Below are 21,227 nucleotides of genomic sequence, written 5' to 3'. Positions count from 1 at the left end.
TACGAGTTAGGTGACCCTAACGCACCCGTTCGGACGGCACGGAACCCAGGTCGACCCCCCGCCGTTGTCCGGGTGTCAGTGCCGGGTGGCAGGATCGAAGGCATGCCAGACGCGCTCGATCCCCGCCCCTACGACGCCCTGCTCCTGCTCTCCTTCGGCGGCCCCGAGGGCCCGGACGACGTGGTTCCGTTCCTGGAGAACGTGACCCGCGGCCGGGGCATCCCCAAGGAACGGCTCAAGGAAGTCGGACAGCACTACTTCCGGTTCGGCGGGGTCAGCCCCATCAACGCCCAGAACCGCGCCCTGCTGGACGCCCTGCGCAAGGACTTCGCCGACCACGGCCTGGACCTGCCGGTGTACTGGGGCAACCGCAACTGGGCGCCGTATCTGACCGACACCCTGCGCGAGATCGTGCACGACGGCCACCGCCGCGTCCTCGTCCTGGCCACCAGCGCCTACGCCTCGTACTCGGGCTGCCGCCAGTACCGCGAGAACCTCGCCGACTCCCTCGCCGCCCTCAAGGACGAGGGCCTGGAGCCGCCGCGCATCGACAAGCTGCGGCACTACTTCAACCACCCGGGCTTCGTGGAGCCCATGATCGACGGCGTGCTGCGCTCCCTGGCCGACCTCCCCGAGGAGGTCCGCGACCGCGCCCACATCGCCTTCACCACCCACTCCATCCCCGACTCCGCCGCCGACACCTCCGGGCCCGTCGAGGGGCACGGCGACGGCGGGGCGTACGTCAGGCAGCACCTGGACGTGGCCCGGCTGATCGCCGACGCGGTCCGTGAGCGCACCGGCGTCGACCACCCCTGGCAGCTCGTCTACCAGTCCCGCTCCGGCGCCCCGCACATCCCATGGCTGGAGCCCGACATCTGCGACCACCTGGAGGAGCGGCACGCGGCCGGGGTCCCGGCCGTCGTGATGGCCCCCATCGGCTTCGTCTCGGACCACATGGAGGTCCTGTACGACCTCGACACCGAGGCCACCGCGAAGGCGGAGGAGCTGGGCCTGCCGGTGCGCCGCTCGGCCACCGTCGGCGCCGATCCGCGCTTCGCCGCGGCCATGCGCGAGCTGGTCCTGGAGCGGGCCGCCGTGGAGAGCGGCCGGGACGTCACCCCGTGCGCCCTCGGCACGCTCGGCCCCGGCCACCACCTCTGCCCGGTCGGCTGCTGCCCGGCCCGCGCCCCCCGGCCCGCCGCCGCGGGCGCCGACAGCCCCTACGCCTGAGGAGCCCCGTGACCGACCCCCTGTACGCGGAGCTGCTCCACATCGCCCAGGAGGCCGCGCGCCGCGCGGGCGACCTGCTGCGCAACGGCCGCCCGGCCGACCTCGCGGTGGCGAAGACCAAGTCGAGCCCGATCGACGTGGTCACCGAGATGGACATCGCCGCCGAGAAGCTGATCACCGACCTGATCTCCGGCCACCGCCCCGACGACGGCTTCCTCGGCGAGGAGGGCGCCTCCACCGAGGGCAGCAGCGGGGTCCGCTGGGTGGTAGACCCCCTCGACGGAACCGTCAACTACCTCTACGGACTGCCGACCTGGGCCGTCTCCATCGCCGCCGAGCAGGACGGCGAGACCGTGGTGGGGGTCGTCGCGGCCCCGATGCGCGGGGAGACGTACCACGCGATACGCGGCGGCGGCGCCCGGGCCACCGGGGCCTGGGACGGCGAGCGCGAGCTGGCCTGCCGCCCGGCGCCGCCGCTGGAGCAGGCGCTGGTCTCGACCGGCTTCAACTACGTGACCGACGTGAAGCGGCACCAGGCCGAGGTCGCCCACCGGCTGATCCCGCTGCTGCGCGACATCCGGCGCTCCGGCTCGGCGGCGGTCGACCTGTGCGACGTGGCCGCCGGACGCCTGGACGGCTACTACGAGCGCGGGCTGCACCCCTGGGACCTCGCGGCGGGCGACCTGATCGCCCGGGAAGCGGGCGCCATGACCGGTGGACGCCCCGGAGAGCGTCCCAACCACGCCCTGACGGTCGCCGCCACCCCGGGCGTCTTCGAGCCCCTCCAGCGGCTGCTGGAGGACTTCGGAGCCTGGCACGACTGACCCGCGCCGTCGTGGCGGTCCCCGCGACGCCGCGCCCGGGGGTACGTCGGGCACCGTGACGGGCAGGCCGCCGGTCCAGCGGTCGAGGTGGTCCCGCCCGATGGGCGGCGGTGCCGTCGTGGGGAGCGGCGCGCGGGCCGATGGGCCGCCCGGGGCCCCGGACAGCACAAGAGCGGGCCCCCGGCGCTGGATTCGCCGGGGGCCCGCTCTGCGCGTGCGTGCCGGTCAGACGCGGTAGGCGCCGACCTCCACACCGTGCTCCGCGGCGAGGCGGCGCAGGTCGTCGAGCTCGCCCTGCTCCACCTCGACGAGGAAGTCGTCGCCCTCGTCGCGGGCTCGCGTCAGGTCGGACTCGGTCGCCCTTATGCGCTGGAGAAGCCCTGCGGTGAATGCGTCCATGCTGTGCCCCCTCGTCCTGGGTCGTGGGTCGGTGGCACGGGGGTGTGCCGTTCGGAAGGGGCGATCACGTGGGCCGCTCTGCGGAAAGCGGATTGCCTTGTACCGCATGGTGGTGCGGCACAAGCGGAGCGTGATCGCGGGGTGTAAAGCCGTCCTCCCCCCGCTCTGTTTCACGGAAACCTCAACGCACCGAGAAAATCTGGCATTCCCGGGCCGCACACCCGGCGTTCATGCGGTCACTGACTGCTCTTACTGCCGACTTATGGCCGAAAAGGGCAGGATGGAGGCCAAGACACCCCAGCAGACCCCTGCCCGCGTGCCCCGAGCGGCGCTACGCGGGTGGACTTCAGGAAGGAAGAACGACGTGCGCGTACTCGTCGTCGAGGACGAGCAGCTGCTCGCCGATGCGGTGGCCACCGGACTGCGCCGGGAGGCCATGGCCGTCGACGTCGTGTACGACGGTGCGGCGGCCCTGGAGCGCATCGGCGTCAACGACTACGACGTGGTCGTCCTCGACCGCGACCTCCCGCTCGTGCACGGCGACGACGTGTGCCGCAAGATCGTCGAGCTGGGCATGCCCACGCGCGTACTGATGCTCACGGCCTCCGGCGACGTCAGCGACCGCGTCGAGGGCCTGGAGATCGGCGCCGACGACTATCTCCCCAAGCCCTTCGCCTTCAGCGAGCTGACGGCACGCGTGCGTGCCCTCGGCCGCCGTACCAGCGTCCCGCTGCCGCCCGTCCTGGAGCGCGCCGGGATCAAGCTCGACCCCAACCGCCGCGAGGTCTTCCGCGACGGCAAGGAGGTCCAGCTCGCGCCCAAGGAGTTCGCCGTCCTGGAGGTGCTGATGCGCTCCGAGGGCGCCGTCGTCTCCGCGGAGCAGCTGCTGGAGAAGGCGTGGGACGAGAACACCGACCCGTTCACCAACGTCGTCCGTGTCACCGTCATGACGCTGCGCCGCAAGCTGGGCGAGCCGCCTGTCATCGTCACCGTCCCCGGCTCCGGCTACCGGATCTGAGTCCCCATGGCAACGTCCCCCGCACCGCCCCAGGCCCCGCCCAAACCGACCTGGGACCCCAGAAGGCAGGTCCAGCCCTTCCCCTGGCTGCGCCCGACCATCCGGATACGCCTCACCCTGCTCTACGGCGGCATGTTCCTGATCGCCGGCATCCTGCTGCTGTCGATCATCTACCTGGTCGCCGCGAGCGCGCTCAGGGTCGGCAGCGACCTGCCCTTCCGGGTCGTGTCCGGCTCCGTCTCCAGCGACATGTGCAACCTGACCGCCACCCGCCTGCCCGCGGACGAGCTGAACCAGGTGCTCAACGAGTGCGTGAACGAGCAGCGCGAGCACGCCCTCGACGCCCTGCTCAGCCGCTCCCTGCTGGCTCTGCTCGGCCTCGCGGTGATCGCCTTCGCATTCGGCTACGCCATGGCCGGACGCGTCCTGTCGCCGCTCGGCCGGATCACCCGCACCGCCCGCGCCGTGGCCGGCTCCGACCTCTCCCGCCGGATCGAGCTGGACGGCCCGGACGACGAGCTGAAGGAGCTCGCCGACACCTTCGACGACATGCTGGAGCGCCTCCAGCGCGCCTTCACCGCCCAGCAGCGCTTCGTCGGCAACGCCTCGCACGAACTGCGCACCCCGCTCGCGATCAACCGCACTCTGCTGGAAGTGCACCTGTCCGATCCGAACGCGCCGGTGGAGCTGCAGCAGCTCGGCAGGACACTGCTGGCCACCAATGAGCGCAGTGAGCAGCTCGTGGAGGGCCTGCTGCTGCTCGCCCGCAGCGACAACCAGATCGTCGAGCGCAAGCCCGTCGACCTCGCCGAGGTGGCCGAGCAGGCCGTCGATCAGGTGCACGCCGAGGCCGAGGCCAAGGGCGTGGAGATCCGCGGCAAGCGCGAGCAGGCGGTGGTCCAGGGCAACGGCGTGCTACTGGAGCGGATCGCCCTGAACCTGGTGCAGAACGCCGTCCGGTACAACATCCCCGAGGGCGGCTGGGTCGAGGTGAACACCGAGAGCCAGCACGGCCAGGCGGTGCTCACCGTGTCCAACACCGGGCCGGTGGTCCCGGCGTACGAGATCGACAACCTCTTCGAGCCGTTCCGCCGGCTGCGCACCGAGCGCACCGGCAGCGACAAGGGCGTCGGGCTCGGTCTGTCGATCGCGCGGTCGGTGGCGCGGGCGCACGGCGGGCACATCACGGCGCAGCCGCGCGAGGGCGGCGGGCTGGTGATGAGGGTGGCCCTGCCGCTGTGAGTTCGGGTCCCGACACCCGGGCCTGTTCGCTTTGAGCGGAATTTCCGGGGCGACGGATGGCCTTTACCGTGTGTGATCGATCACAAGGACGAATTTCCGGCCATCTACGCTGCGTGATCATGTGACCTGTCGGAAAGCCGGGAAAATCCGGGTTTTCGGGGGTCCGCATCACGGGAAGTACACGGTGAGACGCCTTTGAAGTGCGGCGTTGGGACCGTGTACGGTCCCGTTCGCCATCCAAGCCGATCACTCTTGAGGGGTCCGGTTGGGTGTCGATTGAGTAACAGACCTTGATGTGAGGCAAAATCTCCGCCTCGGGTCGGGCACAAGTCCGGCCTCTCACGCGTTACGTGCGCTGGAGACACCGCAGACACCCAGAGGGGGAGAGCGACATGGCAACGGATTACGACACCCCACGCAAGACCGACGACGACGTCGACTCGGACAGCCTTGAAGAGCTCAAGGCCCGGCGGAACGACAAGTCGACCTCCTCTGTGGATGTCGACGAGTTCGAGGCCGCGGAAGGTCTGGAGCTGCCCGGCGCCGACCTTTCCAATGAGGAACTGGCCGTCCGGGTGCTGCCCAAGCAGCAGGACGAGTTCACCTGCATGAGCTGCTTCCTGGTGCACCACCGCAGCCAGCTGGCCCGGGAGAAGAACGGTCAGCCGATCTGCCGCGACTGCGACTGAGGGCGGGTCGGGCATGACCGGCTCGACCCCTCCTTGGAAGCGCCGCTTCCCGACCGGGGGAGCGGACCAAGGGCCGTCCGACGGCCCGCACGGCGCGCGTGACGACGAGCGAGGCTCATCCGGTCCCGGATCGGCCTCGCTCGAACCGGTGGCCGGCCCTGGCGATCCGCCGGCGCCGGCACAGGCTCCCGCGCCGATGGCGCGACGGCGCGCAGCGGCGATACGTGACAGGGCCCGGGAAGGTGTCCGCAAGGGCGGCAGCCGCGCCAAGGCGGGGCTGGCCTACCTCGCGGACCGGCTCATCGAGATCGCCCCGCGTGTGCCCGTACGCGACCTCGCGACCCTGCGGCGGCAGTTCCCGGGGCTCGGTCCCGAGCAGATCGCCGACAAGCTGGTGGCGGGCGCGATGACCGCGACCTCGACCGTGGGCGCCGGTATCGGCGCCGCCGCCATGCTCCCCGTGCCGCCCGCGATGCCGACCGAACTGGCCGCGGAGATCACCGGGGTCGCCGCGATCGAGCTGAAGCTGATCGCCGAACTCCACGAGGTCTACGGCGTACGCCCGCCGGGGAACCTCAAACAGCGCTCCACCGCCTACCTCGACTCCTGGTCGGGCGAGCGCGGGATCCAGGTGACCAAGCCGTCCACGGTCAGCTCGGCGCTGAACACCCACATGAAGCAGCAGCTGCGCCAGCAGATCATGAAGCGCATGGTGCGCAACCTGCCGAACCTGATGCCGTTCATGGTGGGCGCGGCCGTGGGCGCGCTGATGAACCGCCGGGACACCAAGAAGCTCGCGGACCGCATCCGCGCCGATCTGCGCAAGATCCAGGTGCCCTGGGACGCGCTGCCCGACCTGCCCGCGCTGGAGAAGCCCGCCGACCCGATCACGATGGAAGAGGTCACCAGGGACGTCGGCCGCAGATGGCCGGGAAGCGGCAGATTCAGGCGCTGAGCCACGGCCCCCGCCGCGCCGGCGGGCTCAGCTCGACCCCTTTCGGGGGACCTTCGACCCTGTGTACTAGGCCGCGGACCGCGCGGCCTTCGCCGCCTCGATGGCCTCGGCCAGCGCCTGCGGGTCGCGGGTCGACAGGTACAGGTACGGCGTCGGGTCCTCGGGGTCGGTGACCTCGACCTTCAGCGCCCTCGGGATGTACGCGCGCAGCAGCAGGAAGGCGCGGGTGTCGGCCTTGTGGGTCCGCCAGGCGCGGGCCTCCTCGGGGTCCAGCACCTCGGCCTCGCCCAGCGCCGTGACCGGGATCTTCGCCTCGCCCGCGATCAGCGAACCGCCCACCACCCGGATCCGGACCGAGCCGTAGGAGCTGGCCGTCACGGCGGCCGCGGCCGTGCCGCCGACCAGTCCGCCGAGCATCGGCAGGGTGCCGAACGGCAGCAGGATCAGCGCCAGGGAGAGGCCGACCAGCGCCGAGATCAGCCACCACGAGCGGGGGGCGGTGAGGCGTTCTTCGTACGGGGTGGCGGAGAGCTGCATGAAACCAAGCTTGGCACGGTGTCGGGAAGGCGCCGACGCGCGGGTAAGGTCTGCGGCTGTGAGTGGTACATCCTCAAGCCTCAAGCCCCCGGCCGACGCGGTGAAGCCGGTGCGGCACCCCGACGCTCCCGCCCCCGGTGAGCTGCTCGGCGCGCACTACGGCCAGTGCTTCGGCTGCGGCGGCGAGCAGCCGCACGGGCTGCACCTGCAGGCGCGGGCGGGCGAAGGGGTCTCCCTCACCGCCGAGTTCACCGTGCGCCCCGAGCACCAGGGCGCGCCCGGCCTCGCCCACGGCGGCGTACTGGCCACCGCCCTCGACGAGACCCTCGGCTCGCTGAACTGGCTGCTGCGCACCATCGCCGTGACCGGACGGCTGGAGACGGACTTCCGGCGCCCGGTCCCGGTGGGCACCGTGCTGCACCTGGAGGCCGAGGTGACCGCGGTGGCCGGGCGGAAGATCTACTCCACCGCCACCGGGCGGGTCGGCGGCCCCGACGGGCCGGTCGCGGTGCGCGCCGACGCCCTGTTCATCGAGGTCAAGGTGGACCACTTCATCGAGAACGGCCGCGAGGCGGAGATCCAGGCCGCCATGAGCGACCCGGACCAGGTCCGCCGGGCCCGCGCCTTCGAGGTGAACCCGTGAGCCGTGACCCCCTGAACGTGCTGATCCGCCGCGTCGACCCGGACGTACCGCTTCCGTCGTACGCGCACCCCGGTGACGCGGGCGCGGATCTGCGCACCACCGAGGCGTGCGAACTGGAGCCGGGGGAGCGGGCCGTCCTGCCCACCGGGGTGTCTGTGGCGCTCCCGGAGGGGTACGCGGCCTTCGTGCACCCACGTTCCGGTCTCGCCGCCCGCTGCGGTGTCGCCCTGGTGAATGCCCCAGGGACGGTTGATGCCGGGTACCGTGGGGAGATCAAGGTGATCGTGGTGAATCTCGACCCGCGCGAGACGGTGCGGTTCGAGCGCTTCGACCGGATTGCCCAACTGGTCGTCCAGCAGGTCGAGAGGGTCCGCTTCCAGGAGGTCGCGGAGCTTCCCGGCTCGGTGCGGGCCGAGGGGGGCTTCGGGTCCACCGGTGGTCATGCCGCCGTGGACGGCGGGCGCGGCACAAGCGGTCAGGCCGCCGAAGGCGGCACTACGGGTGGGACTAGATACGCTTCGGTCGTATCCGACCGGGAAGGACAGTGACGTGTTCGGACGTCGCAAGAAGAAGGGTGCCGCCGAGGACGCGGCCGGCGAGCCCGAGCAGGTCGTCGACGGCGTCGACACCGAGGCGGACGACGAGGGCACGCGCGAGCGCGTGCGCCTGGAGCCGGGGCCGCGTCCCGACGGACCGTGGGACAGCAGCGAGGTGCGCGAGCCCGGCGAGGGCCGGGTCGACCTGGGCGGGCTCTTCGTGCCCGGGGTCGACGGCATGGAACTGCGGGTCGAGGTGGCGGGCGACGCGATCGTCGCGGCGACCGTCGTCCTGCGCGACAGCGCCATCCAGCTGCAGGCCTTCGCCGCTCCCAAGCGCGAGGGCATCTGGGGCGAGGTGCGCGAGGAGATCGCGACGGGCATCACCCAGCAGGGCGGCATCATCGACGAGGTCGAGGGTCCGCTGGGCTGGGAGCTGCGCGCCCAGGTACCGGTGCAGCTGCCGGACGGCACGGGCGGCTTCCAGGTCGTGCGGTTCGTGGGTGTGGACGGCCCGCGCTGGTTCCTGCGCGGAGTCATCTCCGGCCAGGGCGCGGTGCAGCCGCAGGCGGCCGGCCTGCTGGAGCAGATCTTCCGGGACACGGTCGTGGTCCGCGGCGACGGCCCGATGGCGCCCCGCGACCCGATCGTGCTGAAGCTGCCGAACGATGCCCAGATGGTCCCCGAGGGGGTCCAGCAGGAGGAGAGCGGCTCCCGCTTCTCCGGCGGCATGGGCCAGTTGCAGCGCGGACCGGAGATCACCGAGGTCCGGTAGGCGGCACAGGACAAGCAGGCAGCAAAGGGTCGTACCCCTCGGGGTGCGGCCCTTTGTGCTGCCGGGGCCCTTGACGGTCTATTGGTCTGTACCTATGGTCCCGGCCAACGCCTACGTTCATAAAGGCGCTCTCAGTTCACATATACGAACGGAGTCGCTATGCGTCGTACCCCCCTCCTCGCGACCGTGGCCGCCCTCGTCGCGAGCGCGCTCGCCTGGCCCGCCGACGCCGCCCCCACCACCTTCGTCCACCCCGGAGTCACCGTTTCCAAGGGCCAGCTCGACTTCGCCCGCTCCAAGGTCCTCGTCGGCGCCCAGCCCTGGAAGGGCGCCTACGACCGGATGATGGCGAGCAAGTACGCCGACCAGAACCGCACGCCCAAGCCGCGCGCGGTCGTGGAGTGCGGCTCGTACTCCAACCCCAACAACGGCTGCACCGACGAGCGCGAGGACGCGATCGCCGCGTACACCAACGCCCTCGCCTGGTACATCACCCGGGACGCCCGCTACGCGCGCAAGTCCATCCAGCTGATGGACGCCTGGTCCGCCGTCCTGAAGGACCACACCAACAGCAACGCCCCGCTCCAGACCGGCTGGGCGGGCTCCTCCTGGCCCAAGGCCGCCGAGATCATCAAGCACACCTACGACGGCGGCTGGCCGAACTCCGGCCGCTTCGCGACCATGCTGCGCGACGTCTACCTGCCCGAGATCATCAACGGCTCGAACTCCAACGGCAACTGGGAGCTGTCGATGATGGAGGCCGCCATAGGCATCTCCGTCTTCCTTGAGGACAAGGCGTCCTACGACAAGGCCATGGCGAAGTTCCGCACCCGGACCGCCGCCTACGTCTACCTCGCCTCCGACGGCGACCTGCCGAGGACCGTGCCCAGCCAGAACCTCAACACCCGCGAGAAGATCGTCAAGTACTGGCAGGGCCAGTCCACCTTCGTCACCGGACTCACCCAGGAGACCTGCCGGGACCTGACCCACACCGGCTACGGCATCTCCGCCATCTCCCACGTCGCCGAGACCAGCAAGATCCAGGGCCAGGACCTGTACGGCACCGACGTCGGCGAGCGGCTGCGGCACGCGCTCGGCTTCCAGGCCACGTACGAACTCGGTACGGCCGTGCCCGGCTGGCTGTGCGGCGGTTCCCTGCACCTCGGGCTCGGGCCGGTCACCGAGGTCGGCTACAACGCCCTGCACAACCGCCTCGGGCACGCCATGACCAACACCGAGGCGCTGACCACGCGCAACCGCCCCTCCGGCAGCAACAACCTCTTCGTCGCCTGGGAGACCCTCACTCACGGGGACAACCCCGCCTGAGCGCGGTCAGCGCTTCAGGGCGAGTTCCGCGAAGCGGGTGCCGATGAGGTGGTGGGCGGCCGCGTCGGGGTGGAGTGCGTCGGGGAGCGGGAGCTCGGCGAAGTCCCGCTCCCCGTAGAGCTCGCGGCCGTCCAGGTAGTGGAGGTTCGGGTCCTCGCCCCCGCGCTGCTCCACGATCCGGGACAGCTCCTCGCGGATCACCGTGAGGGTCAGCTTGCCAGCGGCCCGCTCGGCCGGGTCGCCGGTGGCCTGGAAGTTCAGGCGGCCCTCGGCGAGCGCGGCGGCGTCGAAGGCGCCGGGGCCCGGGGTGTCCTCGTGGATGGGGCACAGGATGGGGGAGACGACCCACAGCTCGGTGTCCGGGTGGCCGTCCCTGATGGTGTCCAGGAAGCCGTGCACGGCCGGGCCGAAGGCGCGCAGCCGCATCAGGTCGAGGTTGACCAGGTTGATGCCGATCTTGACGCTGATCACGTCCGCCGGGGTGTCCCGCAGCGCGCGGGCGGTGAAGGGGTCCAGCAGGGCGCTGCCGCCGAGGCCCAGGTTGATCAGCTCCACCTCCGCCAGGGCCGCGGCGCGCGCGGGCCAGATGCCGGTGGGGCTCGCCGCGTCTGAACCGTGGCTGATGGAACTGCCGTGGTGCAGCCACACCCGCCGTCCGCGGTCGGGCAGCGGCCCGACGGGGGCGTCGGCGCGCAGGGCGACCAGCTGCGTCGTCTCGTTGTGCGGCAGCCAGATCTCCAGGTCCTTCTCCCGCGCGGGCAGGCCGGTGAAGCGCAGGGTGGCGACCGGGCCCGGGCGGTGCTCGGTGGCGCCGGTGGCCAGGTCGACGGTGAGGGCGTTGCCGCCGGCCGCCGTTGCTTGCTCGGTCAGGACGCCGTCCACGACCAGGTCGTACAGGCCGTCCGGGCGGGGCGGGAGGCCGACGTACGAGCGCTTCGTGGGGAGGGTGTCCAGCTCGATCGTCGTCGCGCGGGTGCGCAGCGCGAGCCGTACGCCGGAGGGCTGGGCCTCGACCATGGCGAGCTGCGGGTCGGTGCACTGGGCGCGGGCCCGCCAGGGGAGCCGGTGCGGGAGCAGGCCGTGCTCGGTGCGCTCCAGATCGAGGGCGCCGCGGACGAGGGCGGCGGTGAGGGGGGTGCTCTGCATGGGGAGTGCTTTCAGGCTGGGGGCCAGTTACGGAGTGTGGCGTCGAGTGCGTCCAGGACGCGTACCCAGGACTCCTGGCTGTCGGGCGCGCTGTGAGCGAAACCACCCGCCAGTTCCAGGTCGACGTAGCCGTGGAAGACGCTGCCCAGCAGGCGGACGGCGTGGGTCTGGTCGGGTTCGGCGAGGTCGTAGCCGCGCAGGATGGCCCGGGTCATCTGGGCGTGCCGTACGCCCGCGCTGCGGGCCGCCGTTTCGGGGTCGAGGCGGTAGCGGGCGGCGGCGTAGCGGCCGGGGTGGGCGCGGGCGTAGTCGCGGTAGGTGTCGGCGAACGCGGTCAGGGCGTCCTTGCCGGCCCGGCCCGCCAGCGCGTCGGCGGCGCGGTCGGCCATCTCCTCCAGGGCGAGCAGGGCGATCCGGGTCTTCAGGTCGTGGCTGCTCTTCAGATGGGAATACAGACTCGCGACCTTGACGTCGAAGCGGCGGGCCAGCGCCGAGACGGTGACCTGGTCGAAGCCGACCTCGTCGGCCAGTTCCGCCCCGGCCCGGGTGAGCAGCTCCGGGGTGAGTCCTGCGCGTGCCATGAACGTCCTCTCGTTTACCGAAATTGATTATGCAGTTACCTAAAGACTTTAGGCAACTCGACGTATGCTCACCCTTGGTTGGAGCCCGGATCCGACGGGTACGTAGGTGTCGGAGCACCCCGGTACGCTTCAGACATGAGTTCTGTTCCTCGTTCCGAAAAGCCGGTGGGCCGGTTCCGGCGCATGCTTGACCGGCTCTCCTCGTCGCAGGAGGACCTGGAGTCCGAGGAACTGCGAGAGGACGCCGACACCGCCGGCTGCATTCGCATCGGTGACTGCCACGACCGACAGATAGTCACCGTTACTGGTACCTTGCGCACGGTCACCCTGCGGCCGCGTGCCGGAGTCCCGGCCCTGGAGGCCGAACTGTTCGACGGCTCCGCCGCACTGGACGTGGTGTGGCTCGGCAGACGCTCCATCGTGGGCATCGAGCCGGGGCGCAAGCTGATCGCATCGGGCCGGGTCTCCATGAGCCGGGGCCGCCGGGTGCTGTTCAATCCGAAATACGAACTGAGACCGCTCGGACGGGAGTAGCCGGTGACGTCGCTCGACAAGCCGACCCAGGAGGCCCAGCACGATTCGCGCGCGGTGACGGAGGCCGCGCTCTTCGAAGCCTTCGGCGGCATGCGCGGCATGGTCGAGACGGTGCTGCCCGGACTCCTCTTCGTCACGATCTACACGATCAACAAGGACCTGCACATGTCCGCGATCGCCGCGCTCGCGGTGTCGCTGGTCCTGGTGGTGGTCCGGCTCGCGATGAAGGACACCGTCAAGCACGCCTTCAGCGGCGTCTTCGGGGTCGCCTTCGGCGTCGTCTTCGCGATGATGACCGGCAACGCCAAGGACTTCTACCTGCCGGGCATGCTGTACACGCTGGGCCTCGGGCTCGCGTACATCATCACCACGCTGTGCGGTGTCCCGCTGATCGGTCTGATCCTCGGCCCGGTGTTCAAGGAGAACCTCTCCTGGCGCAAGCGGAACCCGGGCCGCAAGAAGGCGTACGCCAAGGCAAGTTACGCCTGGGGCAGCATCCTGCTCGCCAAGTGCGCGATCCTCTTCCCGCTGTACTGGTGGGCGGACACCACCCAGCTGGGCTGGGTCCTGGTCGCCCTGAAGATCCCGCCCTTCCTGCTCGCCGTCTGGCTGACGTGGGTCTTCCTCGCGAAGGCGCCCGCGCCGATCGACGTGTTCGCGGAGATGGAGGCGGCGGAGAAGGCCGAGCAGGAGCGCGAGGCGCAGGCCCGGTCGGGCAACTGAGCACACGTAGCAACAGAAGGGCGCCCCGGGTTCTCCGGGGCGCCCTTTCTTTGTCGTAACCCCTCAGCCCTTCGCGTCCTCGCGGCGCACGGACAGCAGGTCCTCCAGCTGTTCCTCGCGGGCCTGCGCGGCCACGAACAGCAGCTCGTCGCCGGCCTCCAGGGAGTCCTCCCGGGTCGGCGTGAGCACCCGGGTACCACGGATGATCGTGACCAGCGAGGTGTCCTGCGGCCACTCCACATCGCCCACCTGCGTGCCGGCCAGCGCCGACTCCTCGGGCAGGGTCAGCTCCACCAGGTTGGCGTCGCCGTGGCTGAAGCGCAGCAGCCGGACCAGGTCGCCGACGCTCACCGCCTCCTCGACCAGGGCGGACATCAGACGCGGGGTGGAGACGGCCACGTCGACGCCCCAGGACTCGTTGAAGAGCCACTCGTTCTTGGGGTTGTTGACGCGGGCGACGACGCGCGGGACGCCGTACTCCGTCTTCGCCAGCAGGGAGATGACCAGGTTCACCTTGTCGTCGCCGGTGGCGGCGATGACGACGTTGCAGCGCTGGAGCGCCGCCTCGTCCAGGGACGTGATCTCGCAGGCGTCGGCCAGCAGCCACTCCGCCTGGGGCACGCGCTCGACCGAGATGGCGGTCGGCGCCTTGTCGATCAGCAGGACCTCGTGGCCGTTCTCCAGCAGCTCGCCCGCGATCGAGCGGCCGACGGCGCCGGCACCGGCAATGGCGACCCTCATCAGTGACCGCCCTCCTCTTCGGGACCCTGGGCGAACGCCGCCTCGACCTTGTCGACCTCGTCGACCCGCATCATCACGTGCACCAGGTCGCCCTCCTGCAGCACCGTCTGCGAGCTGGGCAGGATGGCCTCGCCCAGGCGGGTCAGGAACGCCACCCGGACGCCCGTCTCCTCCTGGAGCCTGCTGATCTTGTGGCCCACCCAGGCCGGGGAGGTGTGCACCTCGGCGAGTTGCACCCCGCCGGTGGGGTCGCGCCACAGCGGCTCGGCGCCCGAGGGGAGCAGTCGGCGCAGCATCTGGTCGGCGGTCCAGCGCACGGTCGCGACGGTCGGGATGCCGAGGCGCTGGTAGACCTCGGCGCGGCGGGGGTCGTAGATCCGGGCCGCGACGTTCTCCACGCCGAACATCTCGCGGGCCACGCGCGCGGAGATGATGTTGGAGTTGTCACCGCTGGAGACCGCGGCGAAGGCGCCCGCCTCCTCGATGCCCGCCTCGCGCAGGGTGTCCTGGTCGAAGCCGATGCCGGTGACCCGGCGGCCGCCGAAACCGGGGCCGAGCCGGCGGAAGGCGGTGGGGTCCTGATCGATCACAGCGACCGTGTGCCCCTGTTGCTCCAGGGTCTGGGCGAGTGCGGACCCCACGCGTCCGCAGCCCATGATGACGATGTGCACGACCGTCCTTCCAGATGTCAATAGATACAGCTCAGCCAGATCAGGTTCTCAGATCGTCGCCCAAGCTACACACGTGGACTGGGACGACGGCACCCCTGTGCACGGTTGCCCGGAGGCCGGAACGATCAGCGGCGGCCGATGCTGCGGACGCTGGCGAGGGTGAGGATGCCGAGACCGACGAGCGCGGCGGCGGCACCGATCAACTGGGCGGTGGTGTCCATGGGGCCTCCAGGAGCGGCCGGGGGGCGGGCCAACGGCCGGGAACGCGGGCGGGTTTAGTCATATAGGCACGCGGATGCCGTGCGCCGTGGCACCCTCAGCCGCGCCACCGGCGATTTCACTCGGAGGGCAGGGGCCGGGGGAACGGGAGTGCGGGGGCCGGGGGAACAGGGGTGGCGGGTGGGCGACAGCCCGTTCGAACGCCTACGATCCTCTGTTGTGTCCAAACTGACCGACGTGCCCAAACGGATCCTGATCGGGCGCGCACTGCGCAGCGACCGGCTCGGCGAAACGCTCCTGCCGAAGCGCATCGCACTTCCCGTCTTCGCCTCCGACCCGCTGTCCTCGGTGGCGTACGCACCGGGCGAGGTGCTGCTGGTCCTGTCCATCGCGGGCGTGTCGGCCTACCACTTCAGCCCCTGGATCGCGGTCGCGGTCGTCGTCCTGATGTTCACGGTCGTCGCCTCCTACCGCCAGAATGTGCACGCCTACCCGAGCGGCGGCGGCGACTACGAGGTCGCGGGCACCAACCTCGGCCCCCGGGCCGGGCTGACCGTGGCCAGCGCGCTGCTCGTGGACTACGTCCTGACCGTGGCGGTGTCCATCGCCTCCGGCGTGGAGAACCTGGGCTCGGCCGTGCCGTTCGTCGTCGAGCACAAGGTCGCCTGCGCCGTCGGCACCATCGTGCTGCTGACGCTGATGAACCTGCGCGGGGTCAAGGAGTCCGGGAAGCTCTTCGCCATCCCGACCTATGTCTTCGTCACGGGTGTGTTCCTCATGATCGCCTGGGGCGCGTTCCGGGGCGTGGTCCTGGACGAGACGATGGCCTCCCCGACCGCGGACTACGAGATCAAGCCCGAGCACGAGGGCCTGGCCGGGTTCGCCCTGGTCTTCCTGCTGCTGCGCGCCTTCTCCTCCGGCTGCGCCGCCCTCACCGGCGTCGAGGCGATCAGCAACGGCGTGCCCGCCTTCCGCAAGCCCAAGTCGAGGAACGCGGCGACCACGCTCGCCATGATGGGCCTGCTCGCGGTCACCATGTTCTGCGGCATCATCGCGCTCGCCATGGCCACCAATGTGCACATGGCGGAGAACCCCGCCAAGGACCTCTTCCACGACGGCGTACCGGTCGGCGGCGACTACGTCCAGCACCCGGTGATCGCGCAGGTCGCCGCCGCCGTCTTCGGCGAGGACACCTTCTTCTTCGTCCTCCTCGCGGCGGCCACCGCCCTGGTCCTCTTCCTCGCCGCCAACACCGCGTACAACGGCTTCCCGCTGCTCGGCTCGATCCTCGCCCAGGACCGCTACCTGCCCCGCCAGCTGCACACCCGCGGCGACCGCCTCGCCTTCTCCAACGGCATCGTCCTGCTGGCCGGCGCCGCCGCCCTGCTGGTGTGGGTCTACGGCGCCGACTCCACACGCCTGATCCAGCTCTACATCGTCGGCGTGTTCGTCTCCTTCACGCTCAGCCAGACCGGCATGGTCCGGCACTGGAACCGGCATCTGCGCACCGAGACCGACCGCGCCCAGCGCCGCCACATGGTCCGCTCCCGGGCCATCAACGCCTTCGGCGCCTTCTTCACCGGGCTGGTCCTGGTGGTCGTCCTGGTCACCAAGTTCACGCACGGCGCCTGGGTGGCGCTGCTCGGCATGGTGATCTTCTACGCGACCATGTCCGCGATCCGCAGGCACTACGACCGGGTCGCCGCGGAGATCGCCGCGCCCGAGGGCCCCAGCGACGACATGGTGCGCCCCTCGCGGGTCCACTCCATCGTCCTCGTCTCCAAGATCCACCGGCCCACGCTGCGCGCCCTGGCCTACGCCAAGCTGATGCGCACCGACACCCTGGAGGCGCTCAGCGTCAACGTGGACGCCGCCGAGACCAAGGCACTGCGCGACGAGTGGGAGCGGCGCGGCATCGACGTCCCGCTGAAGGTCCTGGACTCGCCGTACCGCGAGGTCACCCGGCCGGTCATCGAGTACGTCAAGAGCCTGCGGCGCGAGTCGCCGCGCGACGCCGTGTCCGTGATCATCCCCGAGTACGTGGTCGGCCACTGGTACGAGCAACTGCTGCACAACCAGAGCGCCCTGCGCCTGAAGGGCAGGCTGCTGTTCACGCCGGGTGTGATGGTGACGTCCGTGCCGTACCAGCTCCAGTCCTCCGAGGCCGCGAAGAAGCGGGCCCGCAAGCGGTCGGAATGGAACGCGCCGGGCTCGGTGCGGCGCGGTCCGGCCGTGGAGCCGGGCAAGGAGTCCTCGAAGCGGCCGTAGACTGGTGGGCTGTTGCCCCGAGCCGTCCATCTCACCTCCCTGGAGTCACCCCGCCATGCAGGCAGAACCGAAGAAGTCGCTGGTGGGGGAGGAGTACGAGGTCGAGGTCGGGCCGGTCGCCCACGGCGGCCACTGCATCGCCCGCACCGACGAGGGCCAGGTGCTCTTCGTCCGGCACACCCTGCCCGGGGAGCGGGTCGTCGCCCGGGTCACCGAGGGCGAGGAGGGCGCCCGTTTCCTGCGCGCCGACGCGGTCGAGGTGCTCTCCGCGTCCAAGGACCGCATCGAGGCGCCCTGCCCCTACGCCGGGCCCGGCCGCTGCGGCGGCTGCGACTGGCAGCACGCCAAGCCGGGCGCGCAGCGGCGGATGAAGGGCGAGGTCGTCGCCGAGCAGCTCAAGCGGCTGGCCGGGCTCACGCCCGAGGAGGCCGGCTGGGACGGCACCGTCATGCCCGCCGAGGGCGACAAGCTGCCGGCCGGCCAGGTGCCGCAGTGGCGCACGCGCGTGCAGTACGCGGTGGACGCCGAGTCCGGCCGCGCCGGTCTGCGCCGCCACCGCTCGCACGAGGTCGAGCCGATCGACCACTGCATGATCGCGGCGGAGGGCGTCAGCGAACTCGGCATCGAGAGCCGGGACTGGACCGGGATGGAGTCCGTCGAGGCGATCGCGGCGACTGGATCGCAGGACCGTCAGGTGATCCTCACTCCGCGCCCTGGCGCCCGCCTGCCCATCGTGGAGCTGGACAAGCCGGTCTCCGTGCTCCGGGTCGGCGAGAAGGACGGCGGTGTCCACCGCGTCCACGGCCGCCCCTTCGTCCGCGAACGCGCCGACGGCCGTACCTACCGGGTCGGCAACGGCGGCTTCTGGCAGGTCCACCCGAAGGCCGCCGACACCCTCGTCACGGCGGTGATGCAGGGCCTGCTGCCCCGCAAGGGCGAGATGGCGCTCGACCTGTACTGCGGCGTCGGCCTCTTCGCCGGCGCCCTCGCCGACCGCCTCGGCGAGACCGGCGCTGTCCTCGGCATCGAGTCCGGCAAGCGCGCGGTGGAGGACGCCCGCCACAACCTCGCCGACTTCGACCGGGTCCGCATCGAACAGGGCAAGGTCGAGGCGGCCCTCCCGCGCACGGGCATCACGGAGGTCGACCTCATCGTCCTCGACCCGCCCCGCGCGGGCGCCGGACGGAAGACGGTCGCGCATCTGGCGGGCCTGGGCGCGCGGCGCATCGCATACGTGGCCTGCGACCCGGCTGCCCTGGCGCGGGACCTGGGGTACTTCCGGGACGGGGGGTACCGGGTGCGGACGCTGCGGGTGTTCGATCTGTTTCCGATGACCCACCACGTAGAGTGCGTCGCGATCCTTGAACCGGTCGCGAAGGGCTCCTGACCTGCGGTTTTGTGCGTGCGCATTATGTGCGATGTGGGCGTTACGGGCGATATCTTGACGCTGAAATGACGCTCGTGACGCTCATTTGACGCTCGTTCTGATGGGATGTCAGACGGCTTGTCGGCAGGTCAGACCCTGTCGGAAGTGGCGGCCTGGGCGGCTGGGCCGCCGACCGCCGACCAAGGAAGACCTCGCCATCGAGCTGTTCGCGCACATCGCCGAGTACGCGGACGGATGGCTGCCGAGCGCTCACAACTGCGCACGCAGCGAGTCGACGCCCTCCTGCTCGTACGGGACGCAGCCGAACCCTCCGCCCTGCACCCGGTAGCCCGCTGCCCTTGACCTCGATGCAGGTCCGCTGGTTGTAGCCGTTCGCCCCGGATCTGGACGGCGGCGAGGTCCTCGTCCGCCAGGACGAAACGCACGGCAGTCGGCTCGCGCTGGGCCCGTACACGGTGGCGCCGCAGGGGCTGCCGTACGAGATCACGATCACCCTGAACGTACGGGCCGCCCGGCGCCCTGATCGTCGCCGTGCGCTGTCTCGGCGAGGGGCGGCTCGACGTCCGACTGCGGCCCCTCGGCGTCGACTTCCCCGTGAAGCGCCGGGCCGGGAGCATCGAGGGGTGGCGAGGCAGGTGACGCTGAGCGCAGACCCGCTGAGTCCCGCTGGTCAGATGTCCCGGAAGAGACCAGGGAGTGCGGCGACCTGCCGCGATGAGGAGGATTTTGTCGCTGACCTGTGCGAATCGTCTTTCAGTTGTTTCATGCTCGTGCCGGTTGATGAAGCCGGAAGTCCCAGAAAAGTCCCAGAGGACTCCCACGGCTGACGTACACCCTTTCGATTCTGCTCGACGTGGGCAGCGCGACGGGGCCAGCAGCGTGCTCTCCGCTCGCGCGGGAAGCATGCTGGCCTACCTGGGCGTGCCGGTTCAGCTTCGCCGTGCCGCGTCCGCTTTCCGCACCATCTTCGCCGCATGGTCAGCCGAGTCGGCCAAGTTCCGGAGTGCGTGGGAGACCCAGCTGAGGAACACCACAAGGTGGTCGGTGAAGGTGTCCTGCTTGGTGCTGGTGCTGGTGCTGGTGCTGGTGCTGGTGCGGAAGGTGGTGCTCTGGGCCACGGTCGGCTCCTAGGGGAAGGGTGCTGGCTGTGCTGTGCCCACTGTGGCACCGGGGACTGGCATGTCGGGCGTAAACACGACACCCCCACCCGAACCGGGTAGAGGGCTCTGGCTCAGAGGACGCAGCGAGGGGCGGTCAGCGGTGGCCGATAGATCACGCCTCATACTTCCTGCGGCACGAGAAGTGCTCGGGCAGCCCCTTGGGTCCTGTAAGGCTTGAGGGCTGACCGCAGCCGAAGGGGCAGAGCGGGATCGCTTGGCCCGACGCGTCGACCGGAACCCTGGCGTCCTCAGTTTCCCGGGGACGGGACTCAAGGACGATCGCGCGGCTGCCACATCTCTGCTTCGGTTCAGCTTGCACCTCCGGAGCCGGACGGTCCTCGGTGCACCTATCGCGCCGGTCCCCCTGTCGTACGGATGGCTGGCGCTCCTTGTCGTCCAGCGTGGCAAGGTACTGCTGCCACTGCTGTGTGGGGAGCCGACCGTAGTGGCCGCCCGTTGGAGCGGGATCCGCTCATCGGGCGCAGCTTCCACGATGAATCGGGAATTCTGGCCGATCTCGTAGTGGAGTTCCGCTTCAGTTCATGAATTCCATCACGTCGCTGACCTGGGAAAATAAGGTTTTAGCTTAGTGAATGCAACGGGCGATGCTGGGTCCGGTGTCCGCCCGGCCATGACTGCTGGATCAGCCGTTGGCCATACCGCCGTCGGCGGTATGGCGGTGGGCCTGGCCGTCGCCCGTCACTCATACAGGTCGATCTGCCGCAGGCGCCGGTGCGAGCCGGGACGCGTTCGGCCTGCCACAGAGCAGATGTCGATACGGCGAGTGCGTAGCGGATGAGCGCGGAGTCGTTGCTCTTGCGGCGCAGGAGCTGGCCGTAGGCGATGTCGGCGTCGATGCCCTTCTCCTGTGTGCGGCCCTTGGCCTCAGTGATCAGGCGCTCCTCACGGCGCACGGCCTCGACGTCGGTCCACCTGCCCGTGGGTGCGGCCGGGATCCATCCTTCAGTGATCAGCCAGCGACGAACGGGCCTCCCGTCGGCCCTGACGTGAACTGCTCGGGTTCTGCCGGGTCCGGTATGGGCCGGCCCTGACGACCCGCATCGGTTAGACCGCGACGGCGGGGCTGGCCCGCCGGGTAGACGGAGGGCGCACATCCCCGCACGTAAAGGAGCGATCTGTATAGGTCTTTCTCGAGCCGGCAGCGGTCGTAGTAGGTGAGGGAGGCAGCAGAATCATGCAGGGCTGCGAACGCGGACAGGAACATCGTGCGCTTGAGCTGCCGGTTGGCGCCTCGCGGCGCGTGCTCGCAGTGGATCGAGATCCTTGAGGACTTCGTTCCCCGAGTGAGGCCAGCGGAGGAGGCCAGGTGAGCGGCGGTGGGGGAGCTGGTTCTGTCGTCGGCAACGACGGTGCCCGCCGTCACATGAGTCTCATGGGCCGATGTGTACGTGTGCCCAGTGGTCGGATAGCCAGGGTGAGCACTCACGAGCTTCGATCACTGCGGTGTGCAAGGCGCGGGCACAGGCATGGAATTCCGGGGTGCCATGAGTTCCTTGTGGCAGCGCTGTGAGCTGACCCCGGATTCGTGGAGTCCCTGAAGCCAGGCTTATGATCCTGGCCCGAAGGAGAACCACGAGCAGTGCCAGCACCACGTAAGTATCC

Annotated in this window: 21 protein-coding genes and 1 pseudogene; 15 read left to right on the top strand and 7 right to left on the bottom strand. The window is 70.4% G+C overall.

Annotated features, from left to right (window positions below):
- Positions 1 to 102: 102 nt before the first annotated feature.
- Together ACZ7L7_RS34430 and ACZ7L7_RS34425 are read left to right on the top strand one after the other, a co-directional pair.
- Positions 103 to 1,230, top strand: a complete 1,128-nt coding sequence (locus ACZ7L7_RS34430) for a ferrochelatase (RefSeq protein WP_285516585.1) — start codon at positions 103 to 105, stop codon at positions 1,228 to 1,230.
- Between the two features lie 8 nt (positions 1,231 to 1,238).
- Positions 1,239 to 2,054, top strand: coding sequence for an inositol monophosphatase family protein (locus ACZ7L7_RS34425; RefSeq protein ID WP_285516584.1), 816 nt, complete (start codon positions 1,239 to 1,241; stop codon positions 2,052 to 2,054).
- Positions 2,055 to 2,279: 225 nt separating this feature from the next.
- On the opposite strand, the gene ACZ7L7_RS34420 is transcribed toward ACZ7L7_RS34425, so the two are convergent.
- Positions 2,280 to 2,453 (bottom strand): hypothetical protein, encoded by a 174-nt coding sequence (locus ACZ7L7_RS34420; protein ID WP_167551858.1) that lies wholly within the window; start codon positions 2,451 to 2,453, stop codon positions 2,280 to 2,282.
- Positions 2,454 to 2,817: 364 nt separating this feature from the next.
- Here ACZ7L7_RS34420 and ACZ7L7_RS34415 point away from each other — a divergent pair, with 364 nt between their 5' ends.
- The 4 genes from ACZ7L7_RS34415 (at position 2,818) to ACZ7L7_RS34400 (ending at position 6,357) form a co-directional block, all read left to right on the top strand.
- Positions 2,818 to 3,471, top strand: coding sequence for a response regulator transcription factor (locus ACZ7L7_RS34415; RefSeq protein ID WP_007385219.1), 654 nt, complete (start codon positions 2,818 to 2,820; stop codon positions 3,469 to 3,471).
- A 6-nt stretch (positions 3,472 to 3,477) separates the two neighbouring features.
- Positions 3,478 to 4,713 (top strand): sensor histidine kinase, encoded by a 1,236-nt coding sequence (locus ACZ7L7_RS34410; RefSeq protein WP_285516583.1) that lies wholly within the window; start codon positions 3,478 to 3,480, stop codon positions 4,711 to 4,713.
- 392 nt (positions 4,714 to 5,105) lie between these two features.
- Complete coding sequence (locus ACZ7L7_RS34405) at positions 5,106 to 5,402, top strand: DUF4193 domain-containing protein (RefSeq protein ID WP_003997302.1); 297 nt, start codon at positions 5,106 to 5,108, stop codon at positions 5,400 to 5,402.
- Between the two features lie 13 nt (positions 5,403 to 5,415).
- Positions 5,416 to 6,357 carry a hypothetical protein gene (locus ACZ7L7_RS34400; RefSeq protein ID WP_453599802.1) on the top strand — a complete coding sequence of 314 codons (942 nt, stop codon included), beginning with the start codon at positions 5,416 to 5,418 and terminating at the stop codon, positions 6,355 to 6,357.
- Between the two features lie 66 nt (positions 6,358 to 6,423).
- On the opposite strand, the gene ACZ7L7_RS34395 is transcribed toward ACZ7L7_RS34400, so the two are convergent.
- On the bottom strand, positions 6,424 to 6,894 hold the full coding sequence (locus ACZ7L7_RS34395) for a DUF3093 domain-containing protein (protein ID WP_285516581.1): 471 nt from the start codon (positions 6,892 to 6,894) through the stop codon (positions 6,424 to 6,426).
- A 58-nt stretch (positions 6,895 to 6,952) separates the two neighbouring features.
- Between ACZ7L7_RS34395 and ACZ7L7_RS34390 the strand changes: the two genes are divergently transcribed.
- The 4 genes from ACZ7L7_RS34390 (at position 6,953) to ACZ7L7_RS34375 (ending at position 10,174) form a co-directional block, all read left to right on the top strand.
- The gene (locus ACZ7L7_RS34390; protein ID WP_285516580.1) at positions 6,953 to 7,537 is read left to right on the top strand and encodes a PaaI family thioesterase; all 585 of its coding nucleotides are present in this window, start codon (positions 6,953 to 6,955) and stop codon (positions 7,535 to 7,537) included.
- Positions 7,534 to 8,085: a dUTP diphosphatase gene (gene dut / locus ACZ7L7_RS34385; protein WP_285516579.1), complete on the top strand. Its 552-nt coding sequence runs from the start codon at positions 7,534 to 7,536 to the stop codon at positions 8,083 to 8,085. The genes ACZ7L7_RS34390 and dut overlap by 4 nt, the downstream gene beginning before the upstream one ends.
- A 1-nt stretch (position 8,086) precedes the next feature.
- Positions 8,087 to 8,848 (top strand): DUF3710 domain-containing protein, encoded by a 762-nt coding sequence (locus tag ACZ7L7_RS34380; RefSeq protein WP_285516578.1) that lies wholly within the window; start codon positions 8,087 to 8,089, stop codon positions 8,846 to 8,848.
- A gap of 159 nt (positions 8,849 to 9,007) precedes the next feature.
- On the top strand, positions 9,008 to 10,174 hold the full coding sequence (locus tag ACZ7L7_RS34375; RefSeq protein WP_285516577.1) for an alginate lyase family protein: 1,167 nt from the start codon (positions 9,008 to 9,010) through the stop codon (positions 10,172 to 10,174).
- 6 nt (positions 10,175 to 10,180) lie between these two features.
- On the opposite strand, the gene ACZ7L7_RS34370 is transcribed toward ACZ7L7_RS34375, so the two are convergent.
- Entirely contained in the window at positions 10,181 to 11,320 is a 1,140-nt protein-coding gene (locus ACZ7L7_RS34370; RefSeq protein ID WP_472077872.1) for an SGNH/GDSL hydrolase family protein, read from the bottom strand.
- An 11-nt stretch (positions 11,321 to 11,331) separates the two neighbouring features.
- On the bottom strand, positions 11,332 to 11,901 hold the full coding sequence (locus ACZ7L7_RS34365; protein WP_285516575.1) for a TetR/AcrR family transcriptional regulator: 570 nt from the start codon (positions 11,899 to 11,901) through the stop codon (positions 11,332 to 11,334).
- A gap of 135 nt (positions 11,902 to 12,036) precedes the next feature.
- Between ACZ7L7_RS34365 and ACZ7L7_RS34360 the strand changes: the two genes are divergently transcribed.
- Together ACZ7L7_RS34360 and ACZ7L7_RS34355 are read left to right on the top strand one after the other, a co-directional pair.
- Positions 12,037 to 12,435 (top strand): OB-fold nucleic acid binding domain-containing protein, encoded by a 399-nt coding sequence (locus ACZ7L7_RS34360; protein WP_285516574.1) that lies wholly within the window; start codon positions 12,037 to 12,039, stop codon positions 12,433 to 12,435.
- A 3-nt stretch (positions 12,436 to 12,438) separates the two neighbouring features.
- Entirely contained in the window at positions 12,439 to 13,158 is a 720-nt protein-coding gene (locus ACZ7L7_RS34355) for a DUF3159 domain-containing protein (protein ID WP_285516573.1), read from the top strand.
- A gap of 63 nt (positions 13,159 to 13,221) precedes the next feature.
- Here ACZ7L7_RS34355 and ACZ7L7_RS34350 read toward each other — a convergent pair whose 3' ends face one another.
- Both ACZ7L7_RS34350 and ACZ7L7_RS34345 read right to left on the bottom strand, forming a co-directional pair.
- Complete coding sequence (locus tag ACZ7L7_RS34350) at positions 13,222 to 13,899, bottom strand: potassium channel family protein (protein WP_093721766.1); 678 nt, start codon at positions 13,897 to 13,899, stop codon at positions 13,222 to 13,224.
- Positions 13,899 to 14,570, bottom strand: coding sequence for a potassium channel family protein (locus ACZ7L7_RS34345; protein WP_093721765.1), 672 nt, complete (start codon positions 14,568 to 14,570; stop codon positions 13,899 to 13,901). Before ACZ7L7_RS34345 ends, ACZ7L7_RS34350 begins: the two co-directional genes overlap by 1 nt.
- Before the next feature lie 438 nt (positions 14,571 to 15,008).
- Here ACZ7L7_RS34345 and ACZ7L7_RS34340 point away from each other — a divergent pair, with 438 nt between their 5' ends.
- The 3 genes from ACZ7L7_RS34340 (at position 15,009) to ACZ7L7_RS34330 (ending at position 19,575) form a co-directional block, all read left to right on the top strand.
- Complete coding sequence (locus ACZ7L7_RS34340) at positions 15,009 to 17,057, top strand: APC family permease (protein WP_285516572.1); 2,049 nt, start codon at positions 15,009 to 15,011, stop codon at positions 17,055 to 17,057.
- Positions 17,058 to 17,112: 55 nt separating this feature from the next.
- Positions 17,113 to 18,444, top strand: coding sequence for a class I SAM-dependent RNA methyltransferase (locus ACZ7L7_RS34335; protein ID WP_285516571.1), 1,332 nt, complete (start codon positions 17,113 to 17,115; stop codon positions 18,442 to 18,444).
- A 903-nt stretch (positions 18,445 to 19,347) separates the two neighbouring features.
- Entirely contained in the window at positions 19,348 to 19,575 is a 228-nt protein-coding gene (locus ACZ7L7_RS34330; protein WP_285516570.1) for a hypothetical protein, read from the top strand.
- Positions 19,576 to 20,760: 1,185 nt separating this feature from the next.
- Here the strand turns inward: ACZ7L7_RS34330 and ACZ7L7_RS34325 are convergent.
- Positions 20,761 to 20,955, bottom strand: a pseudogene (locus ACZ7L7_RS34325) (transposase); the annotation flags it as partial.
- Positions 20,956 to 21,227 lie beyond the last annotated feature (272 nt).

The sequence above is a fragment of the Streptomyces sp. NPDC110618 genome, assembly GCF_055657065.1.
Note: the sequence above shows the minus strand (reverse complement) of the source record. Positions and strands in the feature narration are given on the sequence as shown.

Bases quoted from the DNA above. Each gene is read 5' to 3' on its own strand.
- ACZ7L7_RS34335 (WP_285516571.1), top strand. From the start codon at position 17,113: ATGCAGGCAGAACCGAAGAAGTCGCTGGTGGGGGAGGAGTACGAGGTC.
- ACZ7L7_RS34360 (WP_285516574.1), top strand. From the start codon at position 12,037: ATGAGTTCTGTTCCTCGTTCCGAAAAGCCGGTGGGCCGGTTCCGGCGC.
- ACZ7L7_RS34395 (WP_285516581.1), bottom strand. From the start codon at position 6,894: ATGCAGCTCTCCGCCACCCCGTACGAAGAACGCCTCACCGCCCCCCGC.
- ACZ7L7_RS34375 (WP_285516577.1), top strand. From the start codon at position 9,008: ATGCGTCGTACCCCCCTCCTCGCGACCGTGGCCGCCCTCGTCGCGAGC.
- ACZ7L7_RS34330 (WP_285516570.1), top strand. From the start codon at position 19,348: ATGCTGGCCTACCTGGGCGTGCCGGTTCAGCTTCGCCGTGCCGCGTCC.
- ACZ7L7_RS34350 (WP_093721766.1), bottom strand. From the start codon at position 13,899: ATGAGGGTCGCCATTGCCGGTGCCGGCGCCGTCGGCCGCTCGATCGCG.
- ACZ7L7_RS34365 (WP_285516575.1), bottom strand. From the start codon at position 11,901: ATGGCACGCGCAGGACTCACCCCGGAGCTGCTCACCCGGGCCGGGGCG.
- ACZ7L7_RS34420 (WP_167551858.1), bottom strand. From the start codon at position 2,453: ATGGACGCATTCACCGCAGGGCTTCTCCAGCGCATAAGGGCGACCGAG.
- ACZ7L7_RS34410 (WP_285516583.1), top strand. From the start codon at position 3,478: ATGGCAACGTCCCCCGCACCGCCCCAGGCCCCGCCCAAACCGACCTGG.
- ACZ7L7_RS34430 (WP_285516585.1), top strand. From the start codon at position 103: ATGCCAGACGCGCTCGATCCCCGCCCCTACGACGCCCTGCTCCTGCTC.
- ACZ7L7_RS34405 (WP_003997302.1), top strand. From the start codon at position 5,106: ATGGCAACGGATTACGACACCCCACGCAAGACCGACGACGACGTCGAC.
- ACZ7L7_RS34370 (WP_472077872.1), bottom strand. From the start codon at position 11,320: ATGCAGAGCACCCCCCTCACCGCCGCCCTCGTCCGCGGCGCCCTCGAT.
- ACZ7L7_RS34400 (WP_453599802.1), top strand. From the start codon at position 5,416: ATGACCGGCTCGACCCCTCCTTGGAAGCGCCGCTTCCCGACCGGGGGA.